The sequence below is a fragment of the Pseudomonas entomophila genome (assembly GCF_029478665.1).
In the GTDB taxonomy this organism is placed as follows: domain Bacteria; phylum Pseudomonadota; class Gammaproteobacteria; order Pseudomonadales; family Pseudomonadaceae; genus Aquipseudomonas; species Aquipseudomonas entomophila_F.
Window position 1 is genome coordinate 241,616 of sequence record NZ_JARPQB010000004.1, and the last position, 20,819, is coordinate 262,434.

17 protein-coding genes are annotated in these 20,819 nt (G+C 65.1%); 10 read left to right on the top strand and 7 right to left on the bottom strand.

Features of this window, described 5'->3' with window-relative positions; genetic code table 11:
* Nucleotides 1-256 precede the first annotated feature (256 nt).
* Genes P5705_RS03730 through aepX form a run of 4 tightly spaced genes read left to right on the top strand, consistent with a single transcriptional unit; the run spans nucleotide 257 to nucleotide 4,495 of the window.
* A complete protein-coding gene (locus tag P5705_RS03730; RefSeq protein ID WP_277459614.1) occupies nucleotides 257-1,474 on the top strand; it encodes an MFS transporter in 1,218 nt (405 codons plus the stop codon).
* A gap of 40 nt (nucleotides 1,475-1,514) precedes the next feature.
* Complete coding sequence (locus P5705_RS03735) at nucleotides 1,515-2,717, top strand: pyridoxal phosphate-dependent aminotransferase (protein ID WP_277459615.1); 1,203 nt, start codon at nucleotides 1,515-1,517, stop codon at nucleotides 2,715-2,717.
* 51 nt (nucleotides 2,718-2,768) lie between these two features.
* Complete coding sequence (locus P5705_RS03740; RefSeq protein ID WP_277459616.1) at nucleotides 2,769-3,578, top strand: hypothetical protein; 810 nt, start codon at nucleotides 2,769-2,771, stop codon at nucleotides 3,576-3,578.
* A gap of 26 nt (nucleotides 3,579-3,604) precedes the next feature.
* Complete coding sequence (gene aepX / locus P5705_RS03745) at nucleotides 3,605-4,495, top strand: phosphoenolpyruvate mutase (protein WP_277459617.1); 891 nt, start codon at nucleotides 3,605-3,607, stop codon at nucleotides 4,493-4,495.
* Nucleotides 4,496-4,544: 49 nt separating this feature from the next.
* Here the strand turns inward: aepX and P5705_RS03750 are convergent, their stop codons facing one another.
* From P5705_RS03750 to P5705_RS03765, 4 genes are all read right to left on the bottom strand, one after another.
* Nucleotides 4,545-5,429 carry a LysR family transcriptional regulator gene (locus P5705_RS03750; RefSeq protein WP_277459618.1) on the bottom strand — a complete coding sequence of 295 codons (885 nt, stop codon included), beginning with the start codon at nucleotides 5,427-5,429 and terminating at the stop codon, nucleotides 4,545-4,547.
* Nucleotides 5,430-5,587: 158 nt separating this feature from the next.
* Nucleotides 5,588-6,469 carry a carboxylate/amino acid/amine transporter gene (locus tag P5705_RS03755; protein ID WP_277459619.1) on the bottom strand — a complete coding sequence of 294 codons (882 nt, stop codon included), beginning with the start codon at nucleotides 6,467-6,469 and terminating at the stop codon, nucleotides 5,588-5,590.
* Nucleotides 6,470-6,805: 336 nt separating this feature from the next.
* Nucleotides 6,806-7,405: an FMN-dependent NADH-azoreductase gene (locus P5705_RS03760; protein ID WP_277459620.1), complete on the bottom strand. Its 600-nt coding sequence runs from the start codon at nucleotides 7,403-7,405 to the stop codon at nucleotides 6,806-6,808.
* Between the two features lie 111 nt (nucleotides 7,406-7,516).
* Nucleotides 7,517-7,831, bottom strand: coding sequence for a 3-phosphoglycerate kinase (locus P5705_RS03765; RefSeq protein WP_011535039.1), 315 nt, complete (start codon nucleotides 7,829-7,831; stop codon nucleotides 7,517-7,519).
* A 50-nt stretch (nucleotides 7,832-7,881) separates the two neighbouring features.
* Between P5705_RS03765 and P5705_RS03770 the strand changes: the two genes are divergently transcribed.
* Genes P5705_RS03770 through P5705_RS03785 form a run of 4 tightly spaced genes read left to right on the top strand, consistent with a single transcriptional unit; the run spans nucleotide 7,882 to nucleotide 12,066 of the window.
* Nucleotides 7,882-8,805 (top strand): LysR family transcriptional regulator, encoded by a 924-nt coding sequence (locus tag P5705_RS03770; RefSeq protein WP_248921011.1) that lies wholly within the window; start codon nucleotides 7,882-7,884, stop codon nucleotides 8,803-8,805.
* Nucleotides 8,806-8,818: 13 nt separating this feature from the next.
* Nucleotides 8,819-9,631, top strand: coding sequence for an alpha/beta fold hydrolase (locus P5705_RS03775; protein ID WP_011535041.1), 813 nt, complete (start codon nucleotides 8,819-8,821; stop codon nucleotides 9,629-9,631).
* Nucleotides 9,625-10,182 (top strand): peptidylprolyl isomerase A, encoded by a 558-nt coding sequence (locus P5705_RS03780; RefSeq protein ID WP_011535042.1) that lies wholly within the window; start codon nucleotides 9,625-9,627, stop codon nucleotides 10,180-10,182. The genes P5705_RS03775 and P5705_RS03780 overlap by 7 nt, the downstream gene beginning before the upstream one ends.
* A gap of 51 nt (nucleotides 10,183-10,233) precedes the next feature.
* Nucleotides 10,234-12,066, top strand: a complete 1,833-nt coding sequence (locus tag P5705_RS03785; protein WP_277459621.1) for an ABC transporter ATP-binding protein — start codon at nucleotides 10,234-10,236, stop codon at nucleotides 12,064-12,066.
* A 102-nt stretch (nucleotides 12,067-12,168) separates the two neighbouring features.
* Here the strand turns inward: P5705_RS03785 and P5705_RS03790 are convergent, their stop codons facing one another.
* A complete protein-coding gene (locus P5705_RS03790; RefSeq protein ID WP_277459622.1) occupies nucleotides 12,169-13,296 on the bottom strand; it encodes a GNAT family N-acetyltransferase in 1,128 nt (375 codons plus the stop codon).
* Nucleotides 13,297-13,535: 239 nt separating this feature from the next.
* On the opposite strand from P5705_RS03790, the gene P5705_RS03795 reads away from it, so the two are divergent.
* The gene (locus tag P5705_RS03795) at nucleotides 13,536-14,780 is read left to right on the top strand and encodes a putative porin (RefSeq protein ID WP_213657838.1); all 1,245 of its coding nucleotides are present in this window, start codon (nucleotides 13,536-13,538) and stop codon (nucleotides 14,778-14,780) included.
* A gap of 181 nt (nucleotides 14,781-14,961) precedes the next feature.
* Here the strand turns inward: P5705_RS03795 and P5705_RS03800 are convergent, their stop codons facing one another.
* Both P5705_RS03800 and hrpA read right to left on the bottom strand, forming a co-directional pair.
* Nucleotides 14,962-16,083: a beta-ketoacyl-ACP synthase III gene (locus tag P5705_RS03800; RefSeq protein WP_277459623.1), complete on the bottom strand. Its 1,122-nt coding sequence runs from the start codon at nucleotides 16,081-16,083 to the stop codon at nucleotides 14,962-14,964.
* A gap of 256 nt (nucleotides 16,084-16,339) precedes the next feature.
* Complete coding sequence (gene hrpA, locus P5705_RS03805) at nucleotides 16,340-20,245, bottom strand: ATP-dependent RNA helicase HrpA (protein WP_277459624.1); 3,906 nt, start codon at nucleotides 20,243-20,245, stop codon at nucleotides 16,340-16,342.
* 311 nt (nucleotides 20,246-20,556) lie between these two features.
* Here hrpA and P5705_RS03810 point away from each other — a divergent pair, with 311 nt between their 5' ends.
* Entirely contained in the window at nucleotides 20,557-20,736 is a 180-nt protein-coding gene (locus P5705_RS03810; protein ID WP_277459642.1) for a hypothetical protein, read from the top strand.
* The last annotated feature ends 83 nt before the right edge of the window (nucleotides 20,737-20,819 follow it).

The following is a 20,819-nucleotide window of genomic DNA, read 5'->3' on the forward strand; positions in this document are numbered from 1 at the left end:
GCGTTGAAGCAGAACTTCACATCCGCCCCGTAGGAGCCGGCTTGCCGGCGAACACAGACGCAAAAAAATTTCGCCTGGCTCGCTGCAAAGCAGTCATTAGAAACAAATAGTTACAACTATTTCAGAATTATTAAACGCCAGCCTTCGGCAAATACGAATACCCACCCCTCCCCGCATCTCCTACCCTGCAGCCAGCACACCGAACCGCGCCACGCGGCTTTCGGCCAGGTATCGACACAAGGACTGCGAGCAAGCGATGCGTCAGGACATCTCCCTGGAAAAACTCGACGAACCGGATGGCACCGACCAGGCCACCCGCCGCAAGGCCCTGGCTGCAGGCAGCCTCGCCCACGGCGTGCATGACGGCCTCACCGATGTGATCTACGTGCTGCTGCCCATCTGGCAGGCGGCCTTCGGCCTCAGCTACGCCCAGGTCGGCCTGCTGCGCGGCGCCTATGCCGGGATGATGGCCGGTTTCCAGTTGCTGGCCAGCCGGGGCGCACGCAAATGGGGCAGGCAGGCCCTGCTGGTCAGGGGCACCGCGCTGGCCGGTTTCGCCTACCTGCTGGCCGCGCAGGCCACCGACATCACCCTGCTGTTGCTGGCCTTGATGATCGGTGGCCTGGGCGCAAGCACCCAGCACCCCCTGGCCTCGGCCCTGGTCTCGGATGCCTATGACGGCAGTGGCCGGGTCAAGCAGGCCCTGGCCCAGTACAACTTCGCCGGCGATATCGGCAAGGCCATCATTCCGGGGCTCACCGGTCTGGCGCTGGTGTACATCTCCTGGCAGACCAACGCCACCCTGCTCGGTGTGCTCGGCATCGCCGCCGCCTTCGCATTGTGGCTGCTGATGCCCAGGACCCAGGCCCACGACAAGGCCGGCAAGAAAGCCGGCAACACTGACAAGGCCGGCAGCACTTCGGGCCTGATGGCGCTGATCGCCACCGGCACCCTCGACAGCGGCGTGCGCATGGGCTTCCTCACGTTCCTGCCGTTCCTGCTGCAAAGCAAGGGCGCCAGTACCGAGCACATCGGCCTGGCGCTGTCCCTGCTGTTCATCGGCGGTGCCTTCGGCAAGCTGTTCTGCGGCTACCTCGGCGCACGCCTGGGGCCGGTGCGCACGGTGATCTGCACCGAACTGCTCACCGCCCTGTTGATCCTGCTGGCGCTGGTGCTGCCCTACGGCGCACTGATGCTGGTCATGCCGCTGATCGGCGTGGCCTTGAACGGTACCTCGTCGGTACTCGGTGGCCTGGTGCCGGACTTCGCCCCACGGGACCGGCGCGACCGGGTGTTCGCCTGGTTCTACACCGGCACTGTCGGCGGTGGCGCGCTGGCCCCGGTGCTGATCGGCGCGATCTCCGACCAGGCGGGGGTGAATGAGGGGCTGGTGGTGCTGGCCTGCGTGCTGCTGCTGACCCTGCCCCTGTGCCTGGTCACCTACAACGGCATGAAGGGCCTGGCCCGACGCTGAGCAGGACACCTGCGGATCGCCAACGACAAGGATGTGAACCATGACCTACGAACTCTCGGAGCGCGCTGGCCGCATCGGCGCGCCCGGCACCTCGAGCATGCGCAGCAAGGCCAACGCCCTGCGTGACGCCGGCATCAAGGTAATCAACTTCGCCGCCGGCGAACTGGCCACGGATGCGGCGCCGGACATGCGCAGCGGCGCCATCGCCGCGGTGCATGAACAGTGGAACCGCTACACCCCGCCACTGGGCAACCCGCGCCTGCGCCAGGCGCTGGCCAACAGTGTCAGCCAGCGCCTGGGCGTCGCCTACGGCGCCGATGAAATCGCCGTGTCCAGCGGCGCCAAGCAGGCCCTGTTCAATAGCGCGATGGTACTGCTGAACCCTGGCGACGAAGTACTCATCCCACGCCCCTACTGGGAGACTTTCCCCACCCAGGTCGAACTGGCTGGTGCAAGCCCGGTGTTCATCGACACCCGGGCCGACCAGTACACGCTGCGCAGCGCTGCGGTGAAAGCCGCCCTGTCGCCGCGCAGCAAGGCGATCATCATCAATACCCCGAACAACCCCACCGGCGTGGTCTATTCGCCCCGGGAACTGCTCGCCATCGGTGAACTGGCCCTGGAGCGCAAGCTCTGGGTCATCTTCGACGAGTGCTATCGCGGCCTGCTGCGCGGCGGCCAGCAACACCACAACATCGTCAGCCTGCTGCCCGAGCTCAAGGGGTCGACCATCGTCATCGACTCATTCTCCAAGAGCCAGGCCGTGACCGGCTGGCGACTGGGCTATGCCTGCGCGCCCAAGGCGGTGGTCACGGCGATGCACAACCTGCAGGCGCACACCACCTCCAACCCCAGCAGCCTGGCCCAGTACGCCGCGCTGACCGCCCTGGATGGCGAGGGCGCGCAGCGCTTCGCCGCCGACATCAACGCCCAGCTCGACCGCCAGCTGGCCACGGCCACCGCCCTGCTCGGCGAGCTCGACGGGATCCGCTTCGCACCCCCACAAGGCGCTTTCTACTTGTACCTGGATATCGGCGACCTGCTGGGCAGGCGCTACCAGGACCTGCCTCTGCGCGACGCCAGCCACCTGTGCGAGCTGCTGCTGACCGAGGCGCGCATCGCCCTGGTACCGGGCTGCAGCAATGGCGACCCTCGCGCCGTGCGGCTCTCCTACTCGGTGAGCGAGGACGACCTGGTCGAAGGCCTGGGCCGCTTCGCCACCTTCATCGCATCGCTTGCCTGACCCCGGCTTTTCCCCCAACCGCGAGATCATGACATGAAGAAAACGGATTTCATGCTGTCATTCGTTGACCAGGCGCTGACCGATGTCCAGGACAAACGGCTGGCCAGCGCCCTGAGAAAGGGCTTCGACGTTCACGACGACCTGCTCGGCGACTACCTGGACACTTACCAGCACATCACTTCGCAGCCGTGGTCGCGTGACAGCCTGTGCACCTTCTTCTGCGGCTGGCGCAGCCCGGATGGCGCCGCACATGCGGTGTCCAGCATCATCGTGCGATTGCTTCAGGAGTCCGAGGCACTCGACGACGACCAGGGCCGCCTGCGCCTGCTGGAGGCCGCGCGCCACTGCGGCGAGATCATCGTCGAGGATATCGGCCTGGGCGAGATGCACGGCCACCCGCACCACTCCAAGCTGTATGCGCGCATGGCCACGGCCATCTGCGGCTCGGACGACTGGCGCCTGCAAGACCGCTACCTGAACCCGGTGACCAAGGAATTCTCCACTTGGGTCGGCAACAAGCGCCCGCTCGCCCCGCAACTGGTGGAAGCCATCGAGATGATGGCGATGACCGAGCTGTTCAACACCGGTGAATACAACGTGATGACGCCGTTGTGGAAAGACTGGCTGAAGCAGGTGCAAGGCAAGCCCGCGGGTGAAGCGCACCGTATCGCCACGTTCCTCAGCGTGCACTGTGGCGCAGTCGAGGCCCAGCACTTCTTCCATGCCACCAGCGCCCTTGAACTCTATTGCCAGGCCACGGCGCAGGCGCTCGACTATGCGCGGATCGAAGCATTGTCGTGCGAATACGTGCAGCGCGCCTGCGAACACCTGCACAAGATGGCGTCGGTCCTGGCCGTCTGACACCCCCTGATCAAGGAAGTGGCCCCATGAACATCGTGAATCCCGATTCGCGCATCGACCTGCGCCAACTGTTCCATGACAAACCCTGCCTGCGCGTGCTGGAAGCGCATAGCCCGATATCGGCCATGCTGGCCAAGAGCGTGCGCCTGGAGGCGCGCGGCGCCAGCCTGGGCTACGACGCCATCTGGTCCAGTTCGCTGACCGACTCCACCCAGCGCTGCCTGCCGGACATCGAGATCCTTTCGCCCAGCGACCGCCTCGAACGCCTCAACGAGATCCTCGGTGTGTGCGACCTGCCGCTGATCTACGACGCCGACACCGGCGGCAAGGTCGAGCACTTCGCCATCCATGTGCAGTGGCTGGCGCGCGCCGGCGTCTCGGCAATCGTCATCGAAGACAAGTGCGGCTTGAAGAAGAACTCCCTGCTGGGGCTGTCGGTGCACCAGGAGCAGGAGACGGTGGAACACTTCTGCGAAAAGATCAGGGCCGGCACGCAACACCGCCCCGGAGAGCGGATGATGATCTTCGCCCGCTGCGAGAGCCTGATCCTGGAAAAAGGCCTGGAGGATGCCCTGGCCCGCTGCAGCGCCTACACCGAGGCCGGCGCCGACGGCATCATGATCCACAGCCGCAAGCGCAGTGGCGAGGAAATCCTCGAGTTCGCCCGGCGCTTCAAACACCGCCACCCCGCCACGCCGCTGATCTGCGTGCCCACCAGCTACCCGCAACTCACGTTCTCGTGCCTGGCCGACGCGGGCTTCAACGCGGTGATCTATGCCAACCACATGCTGCGCGGCGCCTATTCGGCCATGCGCCAGGTGGCCACCAGCATCCTGGAGAACGACCGCGCCTACGAGATCGAACCAGCCTGCATGCCCATCGACGAAATCCTCAGCCTAGTGCCGGGCACCCGCTGAGCCAGTTGCCGATGCCAGGCGCACCCGCCTGGCATCGGCGACTTCCTCCTCAGGCGGCGCTCAGGTAGGAGAGCAGTTCGGTGACATGGCGGGGCATGCTGTCGGTGTGCCTGACCAGCATCATGTGGTCCTGCCGCGCCCAGGCCTCCTCAAGGGGCCGCGCCACCAGGGCGCAGCAGCGCAGATAGCGCTGCACTGCCGTGTCCGGCGCGATACCAATGCCCACCCCCTCGGCGACCATCCGGCAGAACGCTTCCCCCGTGGACACCTTGATCCTGAACTGCGCCTCGCTGCCATCGTCCCGCGCCTGCTCTTCGACCAGCCGGCTCAGGGCGGCATCGCTGCACAGCCCCACCTGCGGGTGTTGCAGCACGTCCCGCAGGCGCAGTGCCGCTGCGTTGGCCAATGGGTGACGCCTTGGCAGCACCACCACATAGTTGAGCACCGGCATGGCGATCGAGGCGCAGCCCTCCACCGGCGCACTGCCGGCCACCACCCCCATGTCGACAGCCCCTTCGCGCACGCCCCGCACGATCTCCCCGGGGTTGCGCGCCTGCAGGTCGATGGCGATGTGCGCGTGCTCCGCCAGGTAGCGCACCAGCCGCTGCTGGGTGGACTCGAAGGCGGTGAAGCCGTCGACGTACATGCGCATGCTGGCCGCATCCTGTTCCTCGTGCCGCTCGAACTCGGCCTTGAGCACCTCCAGCTGGCCGAGGATCTTGCGCGCATGGACCAGCAGCCGCCTGCCCGCCGCCGTCAGCACTAGGCCTTTGTGCTGGCGAAGGAACAGCCCCTCGCCCAGTTCGCCCTCCATCGACTTGATGCGCATGCTCGCAGCACCCGGTGACAGGCAGGCACGCCGGGCACCCTGGGTCAGGCTGGGCGACTCGGCAATCTTTATGAACAGCTTCAGATCAGTCAGGTCAAGGTTCACGGTCTCTTCCTTGTATTGTTGTTCACGTCCATTTCATGACTGGCGATCTTGGTGTCACCTGCGCCTATCTTGCCCCTCTCCTTCTGCCTGGGCCAACCCTGGTCCCGATAAAGACAAAGGCGCCCACTCGGGGCGCCTTTGCTGCAACGCGCTATCGATCAGCGCGACGAGGTCGCGCCGGGCTGTAGCGCACGCTGGCCACCCAGGCGGCTCAGCCACACCGACGCCAGGATGATCGAACCGCCGATGGCCAGGCGCCCCAGCGGTTCGTCCTGGTTCCAGATCAGCAGGTTCAGCAACAGCCCCACCGGCACATGCAGGTTGTTCATCACCGCCAAGGTGCCGCCGGATACCAGGCACGCGCCCTTGTTCCACCAGTACAGCCCCAGCGCGGTCGGGCACAGCCCAAGGAACAGCAGCACCAGCCATTGGGTGTCGGTGCTCGGCAGGTGCTGGGCGTTACCGAACAGCAGGAAGGCCGGCAGCACCACGATCAGCGCGCCCAGGTAGAAGTAGCCGAAACGCCGGTAATGCGGCAGGTCGCTGGGGTGGCGGGCGACCAGGTGACGGTACAGCACCTGCCCGGCGGCGTAGGTGAAATTGGCCAGTTGCAGCAGCAGGAAGCCCATGAAGAACTCGCCGGAGATGGTGTCGAAGCGGATCACCGCCGCACCGGCCACCGCCACCAGCGCGGCGAGCAGCGCCCAGGGGTTGAAGCGCCGGTTGAGGGCGTCCTCGATCAGCGTGACGTGCAGCGGGGTCAGGATGGTGAACAGCAGCACCTCGGGCACGGTCAGCACGCGGAAGCTCAGGTACAGGCAGACGTAGGTGATGCCGTACTGCAGCGCGCCGATCAGCAGCATCGAGCGCAGGAAGCGCGGCTCGACCTGGCGCCAGCGGGTCAACGGCAGGAACACCAGGCCGGCCAGCAGCACCCGGGCGAGCACGGCGAAGTAGCTGTCGACATGACCGGCCAGGTATTCGCCGATCAGGTTGAAGGAGTACGCCTGGATCAGCGCGACGATTATCAGGTAGCCCATGGTTGGCCCTCGTGGATCAAGGCGGGGACCTTAGCGGGTTGTCTTGGGGCACTTCAACCATGGGGATTGTGGGGCTGCTCGTGGGCGTATTCCCTTTCTCTGCGCACGTTTACCCCTGTAGGAGCGGCCTTGTGCCGCGAAAGGGCCGCAAAGCGGCCCTGGCGATTTCTGCTCGATACTGAAATCCTGGGGCCGCTTTGCGGCCCTTTCGCGGCACAAGGCCGCTCCTACAGGGGGCGTGCCGTCCCCACAGGCATAAAAAAGCCCGGCCATCATTTGGCCGGGCAGGCACACCCAAAGGAGCAACAAGGTGTCAGGTTGGGAATTCGTCGCGTATCAAGCCACCGCGGCCAGCTTGGCCTTGGCCTGGTTCAGCCCCTTCTCGTGGAACTCGCCGCTCATGTTCAGGCCTTCGGCGTGGATGAAGTCCACGTCATGGATGCCGATGAAAGCCATCACCTGGCGCAGGTAGGGTTCCTGGTGGTCGCTGCTGGCACCGGCGTGGATGCCGCCACGGGCGGTCAGGACGATGGCGCGCTTGCCGGCCAGCAGGCCTTGCGGGCCAGTCGGGGTGTACTTGAAGGTGATGCCGGCGCGCAGCACGTGGTCCAGCCAGGCCTTGAGGGTGCTGGGGATGGTGAAGTTGTACATCGGCGCGGCCATCACCAGCACGTCGGCGGCCAGCAGCTCGTCGGTCAGGGCGTTGGAGCGGGCCAGGGCATCCACCTCGGCGGCGCTACGCTGATCTTCTGGCTTCATCCAGCCGCCCAGCAGGTCGGCGTCCAGGTGCGGCACCGGGTTCACCGCCAGGTCACGCACGGTGATGTCGTCGGCCGGGTGCGCCGCCTGCCACTGCTGGATGAAATCGCGGGTCAGTTGACGGGAAACGGAATCCTGCTGGCGGGCGCTGCTTTCGATGATCAGTACGCGGGACATGGGGTGCCTCCATCGGCGGTAAGGGGTGGCGATTCGATGGAGGTGAGATTAAGGGTTGACCTATCGATAAAAAAGCGTAAAAAGTGGGATCAATCTATCGATTAATCAGTTTTATTCCGCTTTGCAGTCCAGCAGGATGCGCAGCTTGATGATCTGCCGGTTGAACTTGGCGGTGACATCCACGCTCTTGCCGGCCGGCACGTTGACCCTGCGCACCCGTGGCGCCTCGGGGCCGTTGCGGAACATGACCTTGCAGGCCGCCGGCACCTGCCCATAGTTGTTCAGGGTGATGGCACCGATGTCATAGGCCGTGTCATAGGCGGTGTAGTCGACCTTGACCCCGGTCAGCTCCTTCTCCACGTCGATGGGGTAAGCCATGGCGGTGAAGGGCAGGCACAACAGCAAAGCCGCACAACATTTCTTCATACGGGCGCTCTCCTTGAGAAGAGCGCAGCTTAGGACAACAGGAGCCCTAGATGAAAGCGCCGCGCGTAACCCTGGATCAGTGGCGGACCCTGCAGGCGGTGGTCGACCATGGCGGGTTCGCCCAGGCCGCCGAGGCCCTGCACCGCTCGCAATCGTCAGTGAGCTACACCGTGGCGCGGATGCAGGAGCAACTGGGCGTGCCGCTGCTGCGCATCGATGGGCGCAAGGCGGTGCTGACCGAAGCCGGCAGCGTGCTGCTGCGCCGCTCGCGGCAGCTGGTCAAGCAGGCCAGCCAGCTGGAAGACCTGGCCCACCACATGGAACAGGGCTGGGAAGCCGAGGTGCGCCTGGTGGTCGACGCCGCCTACCCCAGCGCCCGCCTGGTGCGCGCCCTGGCCGCCTTCATGCCGCAAAGCCGAGGTTGCCGGGTGCGGTTGCGCGAAGAAGTGTTGTCCGGGGTCGAGGAGGTGCTGCACGAAGGCATCGCGGACCTCGCCATCAGCAGCTTCAATATCGGCGGCTACCTGGGCACCGAACTGAGCCCGGTGGAGTTCATCGCCGTCGCCCACCCCGAGCACGCGCTGCACCGCACCGGCCGCGAAATCACTTTCCAGGACCTGGAAAGCCAGTTGCAGGTGGTGATCCGCGACTCCGGCCGCGCGCAACCCCGCGACGTCGGCTGGCTGGGCGCCGAGCAGCGCTGGACCGTGGGCAGCCTGGGCACCGCCGCCACCTTCGTCAGCAGCGGCCTGGGTTTTGCCTGGCTGCCCCGGCACATGATCGAGCGCGAATTGCGCGAAGGCGTGCTCAAGCCCTTGCCGCTTGACCAGGGTGGCAGCCGCCACCCGCTGTTCTACCTTTATTCGAGCAAGGAAAAGACCCTGGGCCCGGCCACGCAGATCCTCATCGAACTGCTGCGCAATTTCGATACCGCGCCACTGGACGTGCCCTTCGCAGCCCCCCCGCAAGCCTGAGAGGACCGCGCCCATGGCCTGTTTCGAACATGACGGTTGCCTGCTGCACTACGAGGAACATGGCCAAGGCGAGCCCTTGGTGCTGCTGCACGGCCTGGGCTCGAGCAGCCAGGACTGGGAGCTGCAGGTGCCCGAGTTCAGCCGCCACTATCGGGTGATCCTCATGGATATCCGTGGCCATGGCCAATCCGCCAAGCCGCGCCGAGGCTACCGGATCAAGACCTTCAGCGAAGACCTGCTGGCCCTGCTCAAGCACCTGGGCACCGGCCCGGTGCATTTCGTCGGGCTGTCGATGGGCGGCATGGTCGGCTTCCAGTTCGCCGTCGACCACCCCGACTGGCTGCGCAGCCTGTGCATCGTCAACAGTGCCCCGGAGGTCAAGCGTCGCACCCGCAGCGACTGGATCTGGTGGCTCAAGCGCTGGGGCCTGGCGCGCCTGCTCAGCGTCGAGACGGTGGGCAAGGGCCTGGCCCAGCGGCTGTTCCCCAAGCCCGGGCAAAGCGAACTGCGGCGCAAGATGGCCGAACGCTGGGCGCGCAACGACAAGCGCGCGTATCTCAAGAGTTTCGACGCCATCGTCGACTGGGGCGTGCAGGAACGCATCGGCCAGATCCGTTGTCCGACGCTGGTGATCGCCGCCGACCACGATTACACCCCGGTACAACTCAAGGCGCGTTATGTCGCCCTGATGCCCAACGCCAGGCTGGCGGTCATCGACGATTCACGGCACGCTACACCCCTCGATCAACCCGAGGTCTTCAACCTCACCCTGCTGCAGTTCCTCGCAGCCGCTTCCACCTCTCAAGGATCTTTGAGCCCATGCTGAAAAAACTTCTGCTCACCGCCTGCTCGGTTGCCTTCGCCACCAGCGTCATGGCCTCCGACAAGACCCCGCACGTTGAGCTGGTCACCAGCTTTGGCAAAATCGAGATCGAGCTGAACGCTGAAAAAGCACCGATCAGCACGAAGAACTTCCTCGAGTACGTCGACAGCGGCTTCTACAACAACACCATCTTCCACCGCGTGATCCCGGGCTTCATGGTCCAGGGTGGCGGCTTCACCGACCAGATGGTGCAGAAGAACACCAAGGACCCGATCCGCAACGAAGCCAGCAACGGCCTGCAGAACACCCGCGGCACCCTGTCCATGGCCCGCACCTCCGACCCGAACTCGGCCACCAGCCAGTTCTTCATCAACGTCGCCGACAACGACTTCCTCAACCCGGGCCGCGACCGTGGCTACGCGGTGTTCGGCAAAGTCACCAAGGGCATGGAAGTGGTCGACCAGATCGTCAACTCGCCGACCACCGTCAAGAAAGGCATGCGCGATGTCCCGGCGGACCCGGTGTACATCAAGTCGGCCAAACGCATCGACTGACCACACGCCGCACAGGGACGTGGGTCGGGTCACACAGGAGTCTTGTCACCCATGCTGTACCGTCGTTTCGAGCAACTGATCGACATCTTCCGCGAGGCGCCCACCGAGGCGCCTCCCGGCCAGGTCTGGCCGTTCTACCTGTACTACCTGCGCCAGGTGTGGCCGAGCTTTCTCGCCCTGCTGATCGTCGGCCTGGTCGCCTCGCTGATCGAGGTGGCCATGTTCAGCTACCTGAGCCGGATCATCGACCTCGCCCAGGGCACCCCCAACGTCAACTTCTTCAGTGAGCACAGCGGCGAGCTGCTCTGGATGCTGGTGGTCATCCTGCTGCTGCGGCCGTTGTTCTTTGGCTTGCACGACCTGCTGGTGCACCAGACCATCAGCCCGGGCATGACCAGCCTGATCCGCTGGCAGAACCACAACTACGTGCTCAAGCAGAGCCTGAACTTCTTCCAGAGCGACTTCGCCGGGCGTATCGCCCAGCGCATCATGCAAACCGGCAACTCCCTGCGCGACTCAGCGGTGCAGGCGGTGGACGCGCTCTGGCACGTGCTGATCTATGCCATCAGCTCGCTGGTGCTGTTCGCCGAGGCCGACTGGCGGCTGATGCTGCCGCTGCTGGTATGGATCGCCTGCTATATCGCCGCGCTCTACTACTTCGTGCCGCGGGTCAAGGAACGCTCGGTGATCTCCTCCGACGCCCGCTCCAAGCTGATGGGGCGCATCGTCGACGGCTACACCAACATCGCCACGCTGAAGCTGTTCGCCCACACCGACCACGAGCGCCAGTACGCCCGCGAGGCGATCAGCGAGCAGACCGAAAAAACCCAACTGGCCTCGCGGGTGGTCACCAGCATGGACGTGGTCATCACCTCGCTCAACGGCCTGCTGGTGGTCAGCACCACCGGCCTGGCGCTGTGGCTGTGGAGCCAGTCGCTGATCAGCGTCGGCGCCATCGCCCTGGCCACCGGCCTGGTGATCCGCATCGTCAACATGTCGGGCTGGATCATGTGGGTGGTCAACGGCATCTTCGAGAACATCGGCATGGTCCAGGACGGCCTGCAGACCATCGCCCAGCCGGTCACGGTCAGCGACAAGCCCGACGCGCCGGCGCTGAAGGTCAGCCGTGGCGGCGTACGCTTCGACCATGTCGACTTCCACTACGGCAAGGGCGGCAAGGTGATCGACGCACTGAACCTGGATATCCGCCCCGGCGAGAAGATCGGCCTGATCGGCCCGTCCGGCGCCGGCAAGTCGACCCTGGTCAACCTGTTGCTGCGCCTGTACGACATCGACAGCGGACGCATACTGATCGACGGCCAGGACATCGCCGAGGTCAACCAGGCCAGCCTGCGCGCGCAAATCGGCATGATCACCCAGGACACCTCGCTGCTGCACCGCTCGATCCGCGACAACCTGCTGTACGGCCGCCCCGGCGCCAGCGATGAAGAGGTCTGGGAGGCGGTGCGCCGGGCGCGGGCGGACGAGTTCATCCCGCAGTTGTCCGACGCCCAGGGCCGCACCGGCTTCGACGCCCATGTCGGCGAGCGCGGCGTGAAGCTCTCCGGTGGCCAGCGCCAGCGCATCGCCATTGCCCGGGTGCTGCTGAAGAACGCACCGATCCTGGTGATGGACGAGGCCACCTCGGCGCTGGACTCGGAGGTCGAGGCCGCCATCCAGGAGAGCCTGGAGACGCTGATGCAGGGCAAGACCGTGATCGCCATCGCCCACCGCCTGTCGACCATCGCCCGCATGGACCGGCTGATCGTGCTGGACAAAGGGCATATCGTCGAGAGCGGCAGCCACAGCGAGTTGCTGGCCCAGCAGGGGTTGTACGCACGGTTGTGGCATCACCAGACCGGCGGGTTCGTCGGGGTGGATTGAGGCCTCGGGTGGCCCCTTTCGCCAGCAAGGCTGGCTCCTACAGGAGGGTGCGATCCCTGTAGGAGCCAGCCTTGCTGGCGAAAGACCGGCAACACCTTTCCTTCAGTCCCGACGGTAGGGCAACATCTCCCGCGCCTCCTCGGCATAAGCACGCACCCCGACCCGCTCCTGCCCAAGAAAATCCTCCACCGCCCGCCGCAACCCTGGGTGACGCAGGTAATGCCACGAGCGCGTGATCACCGGCTCGAACCCGCGAATCAGCTTATGCTCACCCTGCGCCCCCGCATCGAAGCGCTGCAGCCCTTCGGCGATGGCGAAATCCATGCCCTGGTAGAAGCAGGTTTCGAAATGCAGCCGGTCGAACTCGTCCAGGCAGCCCCAGTAGCGTCCGTACAGGCTGTCGCCGCCTAGCAGGCTCAAGGCCATGGCCACGTCCCGCCCGTTCTGCCGAGCGATCACCACACGGATCGTCTCGGGCATGCGTTCGGCGACCAGGCTGAAGAACGCCCGCGTCAGATAAGGCGTGCGCCGGCGCACGGCATAGGTGTTGGCATAGCAGAGGTAGACGAAATCCCACTGCGCCTCACTCAGCTCATCGCCCTTGTACCAGGCGAATTCGATCCCCTGCCCCGCCACCTGCTCGCGCTCCTTGCGCATCTGCTTGCGCTTGCGCGAACTGAGGGTGTCGAGAAAGTCCTGGAAATCCCGGTAGCCACGGTTGCGCCAGTGAAACTGGCAGCCCAGGAGCTCCATCCAGCCCGGCAGGCTGGCGATGCTGTCGTCCAGGGCCGCGTCCGTGAAGTTGATGTGCGCGCCCGACAACCCGCCCTTCTCCAGGTATTCCGGGATCGCCTGCAGCAACAGCAGGCCATCGGCAGGGTCGCCAGCCAGCAACCGCGGCCCGCTCACCGGGCTGAACGGCACGGCGCCCAGCAGCTTGGGGTAGTAGGCGATGCCCGCGCGTTCACAGGCATCGGCCCAGCCATGGTCGAACACGTATTCACCGAACGAGTGCCACTTGCGATAGGCCGGCAGCAGCGCACGTACCTCGCCATCGCGTTCCAGCACCAGGTGCTCGGCGGCCCAACCGGTATCGCGCACCACGCTGCCACTGTCCTCCATGGCCGTGAGGAAGGCATGGCGCAGGAACGGCTGGCCGTCCGGCACCAGCGCATCCCAGGTGGTCGCCGGCAGGTCGCGCAGGTGGGCAAGGCTGTGGAGGCTGGTCACATCGGCAACTCGCAGGACAAAGAACGCCAGTATTGCCAAACCGACCGTGACACTCAAATGACGGCCCGTTTACTTCACAACAGTGCCACTGTTTAGACATTATTCTGTCATTCCCCCCCGCAATACTTGCGCCTGTTTTCCGGAACCCCAGAACCTGTCTATTCAGGCCTTTTCCGAAGACATGCCAACTTGGGGGCGGGCGCTTGAGCCTCCCCACTTTTTCCAACAGGGAGAACCTTATGCGTCTTGTTTCTACACTTACCGGAGTGAGCCTCACCGGCATGATGCTGGCTCTGAGTACTCCGGCCAGTGCTGCTGTCGACGCCAAGCTGCTCGAAATGCTCCGCGCCAATGGCTCGATCAACCAGGCGCAGTACAACGAACTGCAAGGCGACCTGGCAAAGGAAACCAAGGAAAAGGCCGACCAGAAAGCCCAGTCCGAGCGCCTGAGCTCCTTCGAACAGAAAGTGGCATGGGCCGCCAAGACCCAGATCAAGGGTGACGTGCGCCTGCGTTACGAAGACGTCAACGTCGACAACCCCATCGCCCGCAGCGGCAACCAGGACCGCGAGCGCGTCCGCGCCCGTGTCGGCTTCTACAGCGAGATCAACCCGCAGGTCGACGCCGGCGTGCGCGTGGCCACCGGCAGCAGCGCCGATGCCCGCTCCACCAACCAGAGCCTGGACAACTACTTCGAGAAGAAATCGCTGTGGGTCGACCTGGCCTACCTCGACTGGCACCCGACCGCCATCCCCAACCTGCACCTGATTGGCGGCAAGATGAACCAGCCCTGGGTGAGCATGGGCGACATCATCTGGGACAGCGACATCAACCCCGAAGGCGTGGCGGTCACCTACAAGACCAACCTGGGCGGCGCCGAGCTGTTCGGTAGCGCCGGCCACTACAACCTGAAGGACAACGTCGACGGCGACGGCGTGCAGTTCAAGCACGACGCACAGCTGTACCACGGCCAGCTGGGTGCCAAGTTCAACGCGGCCGACACCGTCAAGCTCACCGTGGGCGGCAGCATCTACGGCTACGACAATGACAAGGAGTCGGCGGCGCTGCGCTCGCTGGGCAACACCACCAACGAGTTCAACCTGGTGGAAGGCTTCGGTCAGCTGGACTTCACCGGGTTCGCCATCCCACTGTCGGCCTACGGCCAGTTCGTCAAGAACACCGAGAGCACCGACGGCAAGGACAAGGCCTGGCTGGCCGGCCTGAAGACCAAGCTGGGCGCCTGGAGCCTGGACTACAACTACCGCGACGTGCAGCGTAACGCCGTGGTCAGCCTGTTCACCGACTCCGACTTCGGCAACGGCTTCACCGGTTCCCGTGGCCACAAGTTCAAGGTGGGTTACGAGATCGACAAGAACTTCACCGTGGGTGGCGCCTACCTGATGGCCAAGACCGACTATTCCAACCTGCCGAACAGCGATGCCGACGTCGACACGCTGCAGGTGGACCTGGAAGCCAAGTTCTAAGCAGTCGCTCCCCTGCGTTGCTCAGGCGGGAAATGCCGACCCCATCCGGCATTTCCCGCCTTTTTTTGCCTGCCGGAAATGCGTCGGCCCCTTCGCCAGCAAGGCTGGCTCCTACAAGGATCGCGTCCACCTGTAGGAGCCAGCCTTGCTGGCGAAGAGGCCGTTACAGACGCTACAAGCCTCAGCGCTTGCGCAGCACCACGCTACCGATCGAATACCCCGCGCCAAACGAGCTCAACACACCCAGCGAGCCCGTCGCCAGGTCATCCTGGTACAGGTGGAAGGCAATCACCGACCCCGCCGAACTGGTGTTGGCATAACGGTCGAGAATCACCGGTGCATCTTCTTCGGCCACTTCACGCCCCAGCAGCTTCTTGACGATCAGGTGGTTCATGCTCAGGTTCGCCTGGTGCAGCCAGAAGCGCTTGACGTCCGAAGGCTGCAAGTCATTTTCGGCCAGGTGCTGGCCGATCAGCTCGGCGACCATCGGGCAGACTTCCTTGAACACCTTGCGGCCTTCCTGCACGAACAGTTTGTCCTGCGCGCCGATGCCCTCTTCCGCCGCGCGGTTGAGGAAGCCGAAGTTGTTGCGGATGTTGTTGGAGAAGGCGGTCAGCAGCTTGGTGCTGACGATGTCGAACTGGTGCTTCGAAGTGGCCAGGTCGGCACGCTCGACCAGCACGGCGGTGGCGGCGTCACCGAAGATGAAGTGGCTGTCGCGGTCACGGAAGTTCAGGTGGCCGGTGCAGATCTCCGGGTTGACCACCAGCACCGCGCGAGCCTGACCCAGTTGCACGCTGTTGGCGGCGGTCTGGATGCCGAAGGTGGCCGAGGAGCAGGCCACGTTCATGTCGAAGGCGAAGCCCTGGATACCCAGCGCCTGCTGCACTTCGATGGCGATGGCCGGGTACGGGCGCTGCAGGTTGGAGCAGGCGACGATCACCCCGTCGACATCGGCGGCGCTGCGCCCGGCACGTTCCAGCGCCTGGCGGGCGGCGGCCACGCCCATTCCGCAGAGGATCGACTGCTCGTCGTTGCTGCGCTCCGGCAGGCGCGGCTTCATGCGCTGCGGGTCGAGGATGCCGGCCTTGTCCATGACGAAGCGGCTCTTGATGCCCGAGGCCTTTTCGATGAAGGCCGCGTCGGACAGCGGCGCCGCCTCGACCTCGCCACGCTCGATGGCGGCGGCGTTTTCAGTATTGAACTGCTGCGCCCAGGTGTTGAAGGAGGCCACCAGTTCTTCGTTGGAAATGCTCTGGGCCGGGGTGTACAGGCCGGTGCCGCTGATCACGACGTTGTGCACGGTCGTTCCTCTGGTCTGGGGCCGGCGCCGGACGGGCGCAGGCCAAAAATTGGGGTTCGATACTGGCACCTTGGTACCAGTTTGCAATCGTAATAATCCGTATTGGCGAGGGCTTTGCCCTCGATCGCGGATAAACCTGCTCCTACAGGGACATCACCGTTTTCAGAACCAGCGATAAACCTGTAGGAGCGGGCTTGCCCGCGAATGGGCCGCAATGCGGCGCAAATTCCTGCAAGTGTGCCACAAATCAGCGAGGTTAGGCTTCCACCAGACTCCACTGCTTGCTCAGGCGTTTGTCGGAAACCGGCACCTTGGTGCCCAGCTGCTGACCGAACAACGACACCCGGTACTCCTCCAGCAACCAACGGTACAAGGTCAGTTGCTCGTCACGCTTGCCCTCCTGGGCATGCTTGTCGGCCCGGGCCTTGTACTGCGCCCAGCAATTGGCCAGTTCGCCACTCCATACCCGGTCCTTCTGCACCTGCGAGCCCAGCTTCTCCAGGCGCAGTTCCACCGCCTTGAGGTAGCGCGGCAGCTCCTTGAACCAGGCGCCCGGCGTCTCGCGCACGAAGCCTGGATACACCAGGTTGGCCAGTTGTTGCTTGATATCGTTGAGGGCCACCGCCTGGGTCAGGTCGATCTTGCCCTTGAAGCGCTTCTGCAAACCATGCCACAGCTTCAGCACCTCCAGCGTCTGGCGTGCCAGGCGCTCGGCGTGCTCGGCCCAACTGCCACGCTTGCGCTCGGCCAGCGAAGCAAGGCCGGCGCCGTCACGCGGCAGTGGGTCTTCACCTTCGAGCACACAGCTGTCCAGGCTGGCCAGCAGGATGTCTTCCACCAACGCCTCGACCCGGCCCAGCTCGCGGTACAGCAAGCCCAGCTCGGTCAGCCCGGGCAGCTTGCCACGCAGGAACTTGGCCGGCTCCGCCAGTTGCTGCAGCAACAGGCGCTGCAAGGCGCGACGGTGCTGGAATTCAGCTTCGGCCTGAGTCGAGAAGCGCCCTTCGCGAACGGTGCCGTTGTCCTCGACCAGCGCCGGGTACACAGTCATCGACAACCCGGCGATCTTCTGCTGGGCAGTCTGCGCCACCTGCGAAAACGCCTTGGCCTGTACCGGCTGCTCGGCCTTCTCGTTGCGCGGCAAGGCCAGTGCGGCCTGGCTGGCGGCGGCGAAGCGCGCGGTCAGCTCGACGAGGTCGCGGCCTTCACCCAGGAACTTGCCCTGGGCATCGACCACCTCGATGTTCATGCGCAGGTGCCCCTCGACCAGGCTGGCGGCTTCAGCCCAGGCCTCGTCGGACACCCGCGCGCCGGTCATGCGCAGCAGCTCGTGGCCCAGCGCCTGGGGCAACGCGCCCTGGCCGAAGGCCAGCCGCGACAAGGCTGCCTTGACGAAGTCGGGCACCGGCACGAAGTTCTTGCGCAGGGCCTTGGGCAAGTTGCGCACCAGGGCGACGCACTTGGCTTCCAGCAAGCCCGGGACCAGCCACTCCAGGCGCTCGCCCGGCAGGTTCGGCAGCAGCGGCGCCGGCACCCGCACGGTGACGCCGTCACGGGGGTGATTCGGTTCGAAGTGGTAGCTCAGCGACAGGCGCAGCTCACCCACCTGCAGGTGGTCCGGGTACTGCGCGGCGGTGACTTCGCTGGCCTCACGGGCCAGCACGTCTTCCTCGCGCATGATCAGCAGGCTCGGGTCCTTCTGGCTGGTCATCCGATACCAGGCGTCGAAGGTCGCGGTCTGGTGGATTTCTTCCGGCAGGCGCGCCTCGTAGTAGGCGTACAGCGTCTCTTCGTCGGCGAGGATGTCCCGACGGCGGGCCTTGGCCTCCAGTTCGTCCAACTGCTCGAGTAGGCGCTTGTTGGCCGCCAGGCACTTGGCCCGCGACTGGATCTCGCCGCCGACCAGGCCTTCGCGGATGAACAGCTCGCGCGAAGTGGCCGGGTCGATCGGGCCGAAGTGCACGGGCCTGCGGCCGACAATGATCAACCCATACAGGGTGATCTGCTCGTAGGCCACCACCTGGCCGCGCTTCTTCTCCCAATGCGGTTCGAAGTGGTTCTTCTTGATCAGGTGGGTGGCCAGCGGCTCGATCCAGTCCGGCTCGATCTTGGCCACCATGCGCGCATACAGCTTGGTGGTTTCCACCAACTCCGCGGTCATTACCCACTGAGGGCGCTTGCGACCGATGCCGGATGACGGGTGAATCCAGAAGCGGCGCTGGCGCGCGCCCTGGTAGTCGCCCTCTTCGGCCTTGTGGCCGATCTGGCTGAGCAGGCCGCTGAGGATGGCCTTGTGCATGCGCGGGTAGTCGCACGGTTCCTTGTTCACCGCCAACTGCAGGTCACGGCAGATCAGCGCCAATTGACGATGGGCATCGCGCCACTCGCGCAGGCGCAAATAATTCAGGAAGTTCTTCCGGCACCAGTTGCGCAGCGGGCTGGCGGTCAGCGCCTGGCGCTGCTCCTCGAAGCCGCGCCACAGGTTGACCAGCGCGGCGAAGTCGGAATCGACGTCCTTCCACTGCGCATGGGCCTGGTCGGCGGCCTGCTGGCGCTCCGGTGGGCGCTCGCGCGGGTCCTGCACCGACAGGGCGCTGGCGACGATCAGCACTTCCTGCAGGCTGCCCTGGCGCGCGCCTTCGAGCAGCATGCGGCCCATCCGTGGGTCGATCGGCAGGCGCGCCAGTTGGCGCCCCAGCGGCGTGAGCTGGTTCTCGCGGTTGACCGCCGACAGCTCCTGCAGCAGGTTGAAACCGTCGCTGATGGCCTTGCCATCCGGCGGCTCGATGAACGGGAAGGCATCGATGGCGCCCAGGCGCAGGTGCAGCATCTGCAGGATCACCGCGGCCAGGTTGGTGCGCAGGATCTCCGGGTCGGTGAACGCCGGCCGGCCATTGAAATCATCCTCGCTGTACAAGCGGATGCAGATACCTGGCTCGACCCGGCCGCAACGCCCCTTACGCTGGTTGGCGCTGGCCTGGGACACCGCCTCGATCGGCAGGCGCTGGACCTTGGCGCGATAGCTGTAGCGGCTGATGCGCGCCGTGCCGCTGTCGATCACGTAGCGGATGCCCGGCACGGTCAGCGAAGTCTCGGCGACGTTGGTCGCCAGCACCACGCGTCGGCCGCTGTGCGATTGGAAGATCTTCTGCTGCTCGGCCGGGGTCAGGCGCGCATACAGCGGCAGGATTTCGGTGTGGCGCAGCTGGGCCTTGCGCAGGATCTCGGCGGCATCGCGGATCTCGCGCTCACCCGGCAGGAACACCAGTACGTCACCCGGGCCCTTGCCCTGGCTGCGCTCGTGATGGGCAATCTCGTCGAGGGTGGCGAGGATCGCCTGGTCGACGGTGAGGTCGTCCTCGACCTGGTTGCCCTCCTCGTCCTGTTCGCTGGTCAGCGGGCGGTACCAGGTGTCTACCGGGTAGGTACGCCCCGACACTTCGATGATCGGCGCGCCGTCGAAGTGCTGGGAGAACCGCTCCAGGTCGATGGTCGCCGAGGTGATGATCAGCTTCAGGTCCGGCCGGCGGTGCAGCAGGGTCTTGAGGTAGCCGAGCAGGAAGTCGATGTTCAGGCTGCGCTCGTGGGCCTCGTCGACGATGATCGTGTCGTAGCGCTCGAGGAAGCGGTCGTGCTGGGTCTCGGCCAGCAGGATGCCATCGGTCATCAGCTTGACCAGGGTGTTCGAATCGCTCTGGTCCTCGAAGCGCACCTGGTAGCCGACCAGCGCCCCCAGCGGCGTGCCGAGCTCTTCCGCAACCCGCGCCGCCACGCTGCGCGCCGCGATGCGCCGGGGCTGGGTGTGGGCGATCAAACCATGGCTGCCACGGCCCAGTTCCAGGCAGATCTTCGGTAGCTGGGTGGTCTTGCCCGAGCCGGTCTCGCCGGCGATCACCAGCACCTGATGCTCGGCCAGGGCCTTCTTGATTTCGTCGCGCTTGGCGGCGATGGGCAGGCTGTCATCGTAGCGGATGGTCGGCACGCTCTGCTGGCGCGCGGTGACCTGGGCGCAGGAGGCCTGGACCTTCTCCACCCACTGCGCGAGCTTCGCTTCGTCGGGGCGCTTGCGCAGCTCATGCAGTTGCCGCCGCAGGCGATGGCGGTCGGCGATCATGGCGTGGTCGAGGTTTTGCAGCAGCTGGTCGATGGCGTGGTCTGTCATGGGGCTTTTTAGTGATGCAGGTGAGGCCTGCTTTTTCATGATCGGCATTCGTAAGGGGTGGGATTGTCGCAGATTTGCCCGTCATTTGCTGTCTGCACCGGCCCCTTCGCGGGTAAACCCGCTCCTACAGGGCCCACGCCAAACCTGATTTTCACCGAAGACCCGTCGGAGCCAGCTTTGCTGGCGATGCCCGGCAAAGCCGGGCCAGGGGCCTGTAGGAGCGGGTTTACCCGCGAAGGGGCCACATCAATGTTTAGCCAACCACGGAATAAACGTCGCCATTCACTGCTTTAATCAACGTTACGCACCGTGTGAGTATCCAGAACATGCTCCCCGACCCGATCATCGCCCGCCCGCTGTCCCGCCCTTCGCAAGCGAAGGCCAGGGCCCGTGCCGGCGAGAATCCATTGGTCCATATCATCCTCGCCTTCTGGGCCCTGTGGCATTGCCGCCACGCGCGCCCACCGGATACTTCGTTCAAGCACCCCTGACCCAACCCGGCCATCAATGGCCGATTGACTCAGCCTGACCGCTCGCCTGCGCGGCGGTCGTGCGTGCCCATGAGCGAACCCAT

Coding starts and splice junctions, on each gene's coding strand:
- P5705_RS03740 (WP_277459616.1), top strand. CDS start 2,769: ATGCTGTCATTCGTTGACCAGGCGCTGACCGATGTCCAGGACAAACGG.
- P5705_RS03760 (WP_277459620.1), bottom strand. CDS start 7,405: ATGTCCCGCGTACTGATCATCGAAAGCAGCGCCCGCCAGCAGGATTCC.
- P5705_RS03735 (WP_277459615.1), top strand. CDS start 1,515: ATGACCTACGAACTCTCGGAGCGCGCTGGCCGCATCGGCGCGCCCGGC.
- P5705_RS03770 (WP_248921011.1), top strand. CDS start 7,882: ATGAAAGCGCCGCGCGTAACCCTGGATCAGTGGCGGACCCTGCAGGCG.
- P5705_RS03785 (WP_277459621.1), top strand. CDS start 10,234: ATGCTGTACCGTCGTTTCGAGCAACTGATCGACATCTTCCGCGAGGCG.
- P5705_RS03730 (WP_277459614.1), top strand. CDS start 257: ATGCGTCAGGACATCTCCCTGGAAAAACTCGACGAACCGGATGGCACC.
- P5705_RS03765 (WP_011535039.1), bottom strand. CDS start 7,831: ATGAAGAAATGTTGTGCGGCTTTGCTGTTGTGCCTGCCCTTCACCGCC.
- aepX (WP_277459617.1), top strand. CDS start 3,605: ATGAACATCGTGAATCCCGATTCGCGCATCGACCTGCGCCAACTGTTC.
- P5705_RS03755 (WP_277459619.1), bottom strand. CDS start 6,469: ATGGGCTACCTGATAATCGTCGCGCTGATCCAGGCGTACTCCTTCAAC.
- P5705_RS03780 (WP_011535042.1), top strand. CDS start 9,625: ATGCTGAAAAAACTTCTGCTCACCGCCTGCTCGGTTGCCTTCGCCACC.
- P5705_RS03775 (WP_011535041.1), top strand. CDS start 8,819: ATGGCCTGTTTCGAACATGACGGTTGCCTGCTGCACTACGAGGAACAT.
- P5705_RS03795 (WP_213657838.1), top strand. CDS start 13,536: ATGCGTCTTGTTTCTACACTTACCGGAGTGAGCCTCACCGGCATGATG.
- hrpA (WP_277459624.1), bottom strand. CDS start 20,245: ATGACAGACCACGCCATCGACCAGCTGCTGCAAAACCTCGACCACGCC.